The sequence below is a fragment of the Geobacillus thermopakistaniensis genome (assembly GCF_000498995.1).
Lineage (GTDB): Bacteria > Bacillota > Bacilli > Bacillales > Anoxybacillaceae > Geobacillus > Geobacillus thermoleovorans.
In genome coordinates, this window is the sequence record NZ_AYSF01000087.1 from 1 (window position 1) to 8207 (window position 8207).

Annotated in this window: 9 protein-coding genes and 4 pseudogenes; 3 read left to right on the forward strand and 10 right to left on the reverse strand. The window is 48.6% G+C overall.

Annotated elements, in window-relative coordinates:
• Positions 1–197 (forward strand): annotated as a pseudogene (locus tag T260_RS1000000139130) (IS5/IS1182 family transposase); the annotation flags it as partial.
• A gap of 76 nt (positions 198–273) precedes the next feature.
• On the opposite strand, the gene T260_RS123955 reads toward T260_RS1000000139130, so the two are convergent.
• From T260_RS123955 to T260_RS123930, 6 genes are all read right to left on the reverse strand, one after another.
• A complete protein-coding gene (locus tag T260_RS123955) occupies positions 274–987 on the reverse strand; it encodes a GntR family transcriptional regulator (RefSeq protein ID WP_023634484.1) in 714 nt (237 codons plus the stop codon).
• Between the two features lie 158 nt (positions 988–1145).
• Positions 1146–2558 (reverse strand): 6-phospho-beta-glucosidase GmuD, encoded by a 1413-nt coding sequence (gmuD, locus tag T260_RS123950; RefSeq protein WP_021321474.1) that lies wholly within the window; start codon positions 2556–2558, stop codon positions 1146–1148.
• 26 nt (positions 2559–2584) lie between these two features.
• A complete protein-coding gene (gene celB / locus T260_RS123945) occupies positions 2585–3904 on the reverse strand; it encodes a PTS cellobiose transporter subunit IIC (protein ID WP_021321473.1) in 1320 nt (439 codons plus the stop codon).
• A gap of 15 nt (positions 3905–3919) precedes the next feature.
• Positions 3920–4252 carry a PTS sugar transporter subunit IIA gene (locus tag T260_RS123940; protein ID WP_020279317.1) on the reverse strand — a complete coding sequence of 111 codons (333 nt, stop codon included), beginning with the start codon at positions 4250–4252 and terminating at the stop codon, positions 3920–3922.
• 1 nt (position 4253) lies between these two features.
• Positions 4254–4565, reverse strand: a complete 312-nt coding sequence (locus T260_RS123935; RefSeq protein WP_011231349.1) for a PTS sugar transporter subunit IIB — start codon at positions 4563–4565, stop codon at positions 4254–4256.
• Between the two features lie 299 nt (positions 4566–4864).
• Positions 4865–5170 (reverse strand): MerR family transcriptional regulator, encoded by a 306-nt coding sequence (locus T260_RS123930; RefSeq protein ID WP_011231350.1) that lies wholly within the window; start codon positions 5168–5170, stop codon positions 4865–4867.
• Between the two features lie 180 nt (positions 5171–5350).
• Here T260_RS123930 and T260_RS1000000139135 point away from each other — a divergent pair, with 180 nt between their 5' ends.
• Entirely contained in the window at positions 5351–5566 is a 216-nt protein-coding gene (locus tag T260_RS1000000139135) for a Fur-regulated basic protein FbpA (protein WP_014195964.1), read from the forward strand.
• Complete coding sequence (ykzB, locus tag T260_RS1000000140030; protein WP_011231352.1) at positions 5526–5663, forward strand: protein YkzB; 138 nt, start codon at positions 5526–5528, stop codon at positions 5661–5663. Before T260_RS1000000139135 ends, ykzB begins: the two co-directional genes overlap by 41 nt.
• Before the next feature lie 56 nt (positions 5664–5719).
• On the opposite strand, the pseudogene T260_RS01000000138140 reads toward ykzB, so the two are convergent.
• The 4 genes and pseudogenes from T260_RS01000000138140 to T260_RS1000000139140 form a co-directional block, all read right to left on the reverse strand.
• A pseudogene (locus T260_RS01000000138140) lies at positions 5720–6138 on the reverse strand (organic hydroperoxide resistance protein).
• A gap of 73 nt (positions 6139–6211) precedes the next feature.
• Entirely contained in the window at positions 6212–6685 is a 474-nt protein-coding gene (locus T260_RS123925; protein ID WP_023634485.1) for a MarR family winged helix-turn-helix transcriptional regulator, read from the reverse strand.
• Positions 6686–6961: 276 nt separating this feature from the next.
• A pseudogene (locus T260_RS0120970) lies at positions 6962–7756 on the reverse strand (MFS transporter); the annotation flags it as partial.
• A 65-nt stretch (positions 7757–7821) separates the two neighbouring features.
• Positions 7822–8178: pseudogene (locus T260_RS1000000139140) on the reverse strand (MFS transporter); the annotation flags it as partial.
• Positions 8179–8207: the final 29 nt, after the last annotated feature.

An 8207-nucleotide genomic window follows, 5' to 3' on the forward strand; every position in this document is an offset into this window, starting at 1 on the left:
TCGTGCAAAATCTGAAGCGATTGTGCCGGTTTCGAAAAAAACGAGGGGGGACCGGCTCTTTGGCGTGCGCAAAACCGGAATTGGGAGCAGGAAGTCCTGCTCGTCTTCCCATCCTTTGGCGCCAAACGGCGGGGAGAATGGCCTCCAAAATTCGACATGTGGGAAGTCTATGCCCCATTAATTCACCGGCCTTCTAGAAGAAAGACGGAAAGAACAACCCTGAACGGCAAACAAAACGCGCCTGCCTTCCCGGATCGCGAAAGCAGGCGCCGTTTAGCGGCGGGTGCTGACGGTGACGAATACGAATTTGTCGTACCGATGACGGGAAAAGGAGTATTCAAAGGGCTCTCCATTGTTCAAAAAACCAACCTGTTCCAATTCCAACACCGGATCGTCGGGTGCGCACTGCAAGTACTGGCGATCAAGCTCATTCGGCTTATCCGCGCGGATCTTTCGGTGCGACCCTGCAATCGTTAAGCCGAGTTCGTGAGTGATGTAACGATAAATCGAGCCATGAAGCACCGTTTCGTTGAGCCCCGGGATCAAATGGACGGGCATATACGTCCGTTCAATGACGTACGGTTCGCCATCCACATTGCGCAGCCGGATTAAGTGGTACACCGGTGTGTTCGCGTCGATGCACAAATGAGCAGCCACCTCATCAGATGGAAACAGCACTTCAAACGTGATAATATGGCTTGTCACCTTTCGACCTTTCAATAAACTCGTCAAGCCGAGCGTTTCGTTGCTGACGACGTTCACCAATCCATCAAGCATGGCGGATTTTACAATAAACGTGCCATGGCCGCGCTTTCGATACAACAGCCCTTCGGACACAAGCAGATCAAGCGCCCGTTTCACGGTCATCCGGCTGCAGCCAAACTCCTCAGCGAGCGAGATTTCATCAGGAATCGGCTCGTCTAGGGAATACACTCCCTCTTTAATTCGTCTGCGTATTTCGTTAGAAATTTGCTCATATTTTGGCATCGTTTTCATCCCTCGTCATTGTCCTATTTTCATTGTACGAACAATCATCTGTTTGCACAATAGCCAATGCGGCTTTCTCCTTCACTGCTTTTGCGTTGCCGCTCCGTCCTCCCAACCGACAAAAAGCGCCCCGCTGCCCGGGACGCCTTGCTTTCCGTTTAAAATCCGTTGTTTTCTGCCAACGATTTAAACCAATAACCACTTTTTTTAATGGTTCGTTTCAAACCGTTCTCCAAGTCGACTGCCACGAGCCCATACCGATTTTTATAGGCATTGGTCCACGACCAATTGTCCATAAACGTCCAAATATGGTAACCTTTAACATTTGTTCCTTCTTCAATCGCGCGATGCACCCATTTTAAATGCTCTTGAATGAATTCAATCCGGTAGTCATCGTGAATCATGCCGCTTTCATCACGGAACCGTTCTTCTCCTTCAACACCCATCCCGTTTTCAGAAATAAAGCACTCAATGTTTCCATATTTTTCTTTTATATTAATTAAAATATCATAAATACCTTTTTCATAAATTTCCCAACCGCGATACGGATTCATTTTCCGCCCCGGCATGGCATAGTAATCGAAAAACCGTTCAGGCAAAAACGGGGCGTCCGGATTTGGCATATTTTCTTTTGCCTTGACGCGGCGCGGTTGATAGTAGTTGATGCCGAGCAAATCAATCGTGTTTTCTTTGATCAGCTCGCGATCACCGGCTTCCGTTACAGGCAAAAATCCATGTTCATCCAACAGTTCAATCAAATCTTGCGGGTATTCTCCTTTCACCGCAGGATCTAGGAAGCTCCTGTTAAACAACAAATCGGCAATATGCGCCGCTTTCACATCAGCAGGGTGCTGGCTGCGCGGATAAGACGGCGTTAAATTCAAAATAATGCCGATCTTTCCATCCGGTATCGCCGCCCTGCGGAAGGCGGCAACCGCTTTGGCATGAGCAATCATCGTATGGTAAGCCACTTGTACAGCGCGGCGGAAGTCTACGATGTTGGGGTAATGAAAATCATATAAATACCCGCCTTCCACCGGAACGATCGGTTCATTGTGGGTAAACCATTTTTTTACCCGATCCCCGAACAAATCAAAACAAATGCTGGCGTAGCGGGTATATGCATCCACGACTTCGCGGCTTTCCCAACCTCCGATATTTTGCATTGCTAACGGCATATCAAAATGATACAAATTCACAAATGGCTCGATCCCACTCGCCAATAGTTCATCAATGACTGCATTGTAAAACCGCACGGCTTCCGGATTGACCTCACCGACTCCATCTGGAATCAAGCGTGACCACGAAATCGAAAACCGGAATGAATTATGCCCGATCTCCTTCATCAAAGCAATATCCTCTTTGTAGCGGTGATAAAAATCTGATGTGGTTGACGGACCGACACCGTTAAAAAAGCGATGTGGCTCCTTCTCATACCAATGATCCCAAATGTTCTTCCCTTTCCCCCCTTCGTTTGCCGCTCCTTCGATTTGCGTCGCTGATGTCGCACTTCCCCACCAAAATCCAGCAGGAAAGCGATACGTGATTGGTTGCTTTGATCGTTGTTCCATCGTGATTCACCTCATTTGCTGTATCGTTATGATGCACTTTTCGCAGCGTCTTGCCCCTCTTCCCGCTCTTTTTGCAAGTTCATCCGGTCAATGAACTTTAAGAATGGAAACCAAATGACAAGCACAATCAGGAAATTGACCACTTGCAGCAATCCGCCGGCCAGCGAGTTCGTCGCCATAATGCCGTTGATGAAAATCGGCACCGTCCACGGCACCGCTACGCCGTTAGGCGGCGGTACAAGGCCTGAGGACATCGCCAAATAGGTCACCAACGTGACGACCATCGGTGCCAAAATCCACGGGACGATGACGAGCGGATTCATCACGACCGGCAAACCGAAAATAATCGGTTCATTGACGTTAAAGATTCCGGGTCCGAGCCCGAGCTTAGCCACCTGCTTCATTTGCTTGCTCTTCATAAAGAGCAAGATGGCGAAAATGACAGCGAGCGTCATTCCCGTTCCGCCCATGCCGACCGTGTAAATTTCAATAAACTGTTTGCTGACGACATGCGGAACTTCCCCCGTTTTTGTATACGCATTTAAGTTTTCGAGCGACAGTGTGTTCCAAATCGGATCCATCACCGAGTTAATGATGATTTGCCCATGCAATCCGAAAAACCACAAAATTTGCGTGACAAAAATCGCGATCAGCGTTGGAATAATGCCGCTTCCCAGCCCGACAAGCGGTGCTTGCACTGCATTGTAAATGACATCATGCATGTTTGTCTTAAAAATTTGTGTTACAATGATATTAACGACGAGGAAGAAGGTCAGGGTGACCACCGCCGGAATCAACGCCGCAAACGACTTCGCAACCGCCGGCGGCACCCCGGCCGGCATTTTGATTGTAATATTTTTTTGCACAACCTTCCGGTAAATTTCACCAGCAGTAAATGCGGTAATCATGCCAAGAAACATCCCTTTCGCTCCTAGGCGGTCGAGCGGGATGACTCCTTGCACAGCCTCTTTCCCCTCAACCTGCAAAACGAATGGCGTCAACAAGAGAAAAGAAGCTAACGCGATCGCACCGCCAAAAACCCCTTCGACTTCATAACTTTTCGATAAATAGTAACCAATGCCGAATACAACAAAAATCGTCATCACGCCCATCGTTGCATTTGGAGCAACGCCGAGCATCCCCTTGAATGTATTGAGGCTGTTTTCACTCATCACCTTGTCCAAAAACGGCAAGTTGGCGATGACGACCGCGATCGAACCGAAAATCGTCAGCGGAAATGCTAACATAAACGCATCGCGCAACACTTGCAAATAACGGCTATTGTTCAACTTTCCTGCGATCGGAACGAGAACTTTGCTTAGTTTTTCGAATAATGCTTGGTTCATGTCGCCATCCTCCCTTTACACGTTTCGTTCCTTCAACAGCGCAAGCATTTCTTTTACAATTTCTTTCATTGCCAGCGTTGACATGACATGGTCTTCCGCATGCATAAGAAGCAACGTAAGATTTGTTTCTTCTCCACCCGCTTCTTTTTGAATGAGCTGAAAATGAACATCATGGGCGATGCTTAAGTCTTGCTCTGCTTCTTGAATCAGCCGCTCCGCTTCTCCGACCTGTCCGTTCCGGTATTCACGGATGGCTTGGACGATTTTGCTGCGGGCATTGCCGCTATGCAAAATCAACTGGAAAGCGACTTGTTCATTGGTGAGTTGATTGACATCGATTTTTTCCATCTTACTTGTCCCCCATCAATTTCAATGCCTGCTCATACACTTTTTTGCCATCCGCCATCCCATAAGCCACCATGTCAATGACATCGACTGGAATGCCGTATTTTTGCGCTTCTTTTTGCAATTCCTCTTTCAAAAAGCTCATTTGTGGGCCAATAAGAATGACATCGGCTTGGGCCATCTCTTTTTTCGCCTGATCTTGGCCGACCGCCCAAATCTCTGCCTCCTCACCGACGGATTTTGCATACTCCTGCATTTTCGTCACTAGCAAGCTTGTCGACATGCCAGAACTGCACGCCAATAAAATCCGTTTCATGATTCATTCCTCCTCTTTTCATTGAGTAAAATAAATGATATCGTTTTCAATTTAAATTATATACATTTATTTTTATTTGTCTAGTCATTTAATAAAAAAGATTAATATTTTTAAAATCAACCTTTTAATCCTGCAAACAAAAAAGCACGCACGAATCTCTGTGCGCGCCAAACAACTATGCTCTTACGATTGGACAAACGCCGCTGTGTTTACGTCCTGTTGGCACACGGCCAGGCGGTTTTCCGCATGCTTTGCTTCCAAGCAGGGGATGCATCCAAAATTCGAATCTGCCCGCGCCCCTAGGAACGCCTCCGAAAATGCGCATTCATTTGCCCTTTCAACATCCGCTCGCGCAGCTCTTTGGTCATCTCTTGACGGATTTCCCAAGTCGATACCCCTTCTTCGCGCTGATTGGCGATTTTCATCAACTGCTCCACATCGGCGAACGAATATTTGCGGATGCCTTTCGAACGGTCAGGGAACACAAGCTTCCGTTCCTCGTAATAACGAATTTGCCGTTGCGACAGCCCGGTCAGTTCGCTGACAACCCCGATCGAAATGACTTTTTTGTATTTGTAGTGATCTTCTTGCGGATGAGCTGTCATACTCCTCACCTCAATGCGTTATATTTTCTAACGTAATTATACAAAAAATGATGTTAGCTCGTTAACTTTTGTAAATAAAATTAACATATTTTTTAAATTTCCTGTAAATGAGCTTAACACATTTGCTGTACACTGAAGAAAAAGATAGTATGGTAAAGGTAAAAACAGGGAGGGAATCGAATGGGGACATGGATGAGAAGCGCCGTGCGGAAGAAAAAGCAATTTTATATTGAACAGCTCGTACGGTTCGGCTTAGCCGCTGACCGTGATCGGCTTGAAGAATGGACAATGGCCGAACTGCGACGCGAATACGAACGATTCCACCCCGCCCAGACGATCGAAGGAGGACGCCGCCATGGACAAACAAGCGCTCGAACTGGCCAAGCGCATCATTGAGCTCGATCTGGAGCGCGATGCGATGTTTGAGCAACTGATCGCGCTCATCGGCAACCGAGCAGATGAACTGCTTCGATTTTTGCAAAATCGATTGTAAAACGATCGCAAATGAGAAAGTGCCCTGAATTTCTTCACGGGCACCTTTTCTCATCATCATTCTTCAATAGACAGGGTTACATCAATATTGCCGCGGACAGCTTTGGAGTACGGGCACACTTGATGGGCTGCATGCACAAGCTCTTCAGCCGTCTTTCTATCGACCCCCAAAACGCGCACCCGAAGAACAACGGCCAACTGAAAGCCGCCATCTGCCTCATCTTTTCCAAGAGTCACTTGAGCCGTCACTTCCGTTCCTTCCACCTTCACCTTTCTTTGGCGGATGACTAAATTCAATGCGCTGTCAAAACAAGCGGCATACCCAGCAGCAAACAACTGTTCAGGATTCGTGGCCCCCCTGGCCCTCCAAGTTCTTTCGGCATTTTGACGTCTAACGAAAGCACCCCATCGTTAGACACAACTTTCCCATTCCGCCCACCTTGCGCTTTAACTGACGTCTGATATAGTGGTTGCATATTTCGTTTCTCCTCTCCAAAATTAAATTGCACACAATTAAATTTTACAAAATATAATAGAAAAACACAAGATTTAATTTGACCAAGAAGAATGTTGTTCATCATTCAGCCGCACAAGCAACGACCGCAGCAACATCAACAATTCGCTCCACTCTTGATTGGAAAGCCCTACTCGTTTGACAATTTCTTCTGGTATGCATTGTGCCTTTTGTTTGATTTTCTCGCCCTGTTCTGTTAAAACAATGCGCACAACCCGTTCGTCTTCTGGCGATCTCAACCGTTGAACGAGACCATTCTCCTCCATTCTTTTCAACATTGGCGTCAGTGTGCCAGAATCCAAATACAATCGTTTTCCAAGCTCTTTCATCGTTGTCTCCCCTTGTTCCCACAACACGAGCAAAACGAGATATTGCGGATATGTAATCCCTATTTCTTCAAGAAAAGGACGATATAACTTCGTCAATTCACGAGAACAAGCATAAATGGCAAAACAAAGCTGATGGTCTAAACGCAGCGCATGATCGTTTGACACGATTTCTTCCTCCATTTCTTTTCAAGGTTGGACACCTGCCTCCTTCTCCCTATTATATCGATCTCCCTCTTCGTCTGAAACCCGTTGGAGGCTTTCTGAAGGAAGATGATGAAGAAGGCTCCGCCTGTTTCCTTACAGAGGCGAGAGCCTTCCGAAATCAGTGATAAGGGTGGACGTCGCAAAACCGCCCCCTCTTTGTCAACCTAAAGAAAGGACTGTTTTCCACCAGTTTTTTCGTTCAATCAAACGATTTCCTTTGAAAGTTTGCAGCGCCTCTTTGGGTTGCCCCATTCATTCTGCTGCTTTTTGAGAGAAATGTTCGATCACAACCGTCGTCCCTTGAAGGCGACGAGCAGCCATCACCGCGATCGCGAAAACGAAAGCAAGCATCCAAAACCCATACGCCGAAGAGCCGGTCCACTGCTTCATCACCCCGAGCACGTTCGGCAGCAAAAACCCTCCCAGTCCGCCAGCGGCGCCGATGATGCCCGTCAACAAACCGACTTCTTTCGGAAACCAGGTTGGAACGACTTGGAACAAAGCACCGTTTGCCGCACCAAAGCAAAGAAAAAGAACGACCATCAATCCGAACACGATGAGAAGGGGCGGCAATGCGCCGATGAACGCAAGCAAAACCGCACCAACGGCAAACAACAAGGAAAGAAGCCGCATTCCGCCGATCCGGTCAGCGAGATAACCGCCAATCGGGCGGATGAAACTGCCCGCAAACACGACGGCGGTGACGAAATCGCCGGCCGTGACTTTACTGACGCCGTATTCATCAAAGAAGAAAATGCCTAAGTATCCCGTCAGCCCGACAAATCCGCCGAATGACAAGCTGTAGAAGAAACAAAACAGCCATGCTTCTTTTCGACGGAGAACGGCTCCGTATTCACGCAACGAAACGGGTTTCACCGCTGTTGGACATTCACGCGCCAGCCAAGCGAATAGAAAAAAGACAACAACTAGCGGGACGAGCGCCAATCCGAACACCGCGTTCCACCCATACGCCTCCGCCAGCCGCGGGCCAAACAGCGTTGCCAGCACCGTCCCGCTGTTTCCGGCCCCAGCGATCCCCATGGCCAGNACGTTTTCGGCAGCGTTTTGAGCGCCAATCCGAACACCGCGTTCCACCCATACGCCTCCGCCAGCCGCGGGCCAAACAGCGTTGCCAGCACCGTCCCGCTGTTTCCGGCCCCAGCGATCCCCATGGCCAGCCCTTGATATTCTTTCGGATACCAGCGGCTCGCAAGCGGCAACGCAACGGCAAAGCTGGCTCCGCCCACCCCTAATAAAAATCCGAGCGCATACACATCCGACATCCGGTCAGCGAACTGCCACCCCCACACAAGCGGCACAGCTGTCACCGCCATGCCAAGCAGACCAGCCCGCTTCCCGCCCCAGCGGTCGGCGAGCATCCCCATCGGAATGCGAAGCAGCGCCCCGCCCAACACGGGAATGGCGACCATCATCCCTTTTTCCGCCGGCGTGAGCGCAAACGACTCAGCGTTTTCGGCGTATTTTTTGTATTATTCTT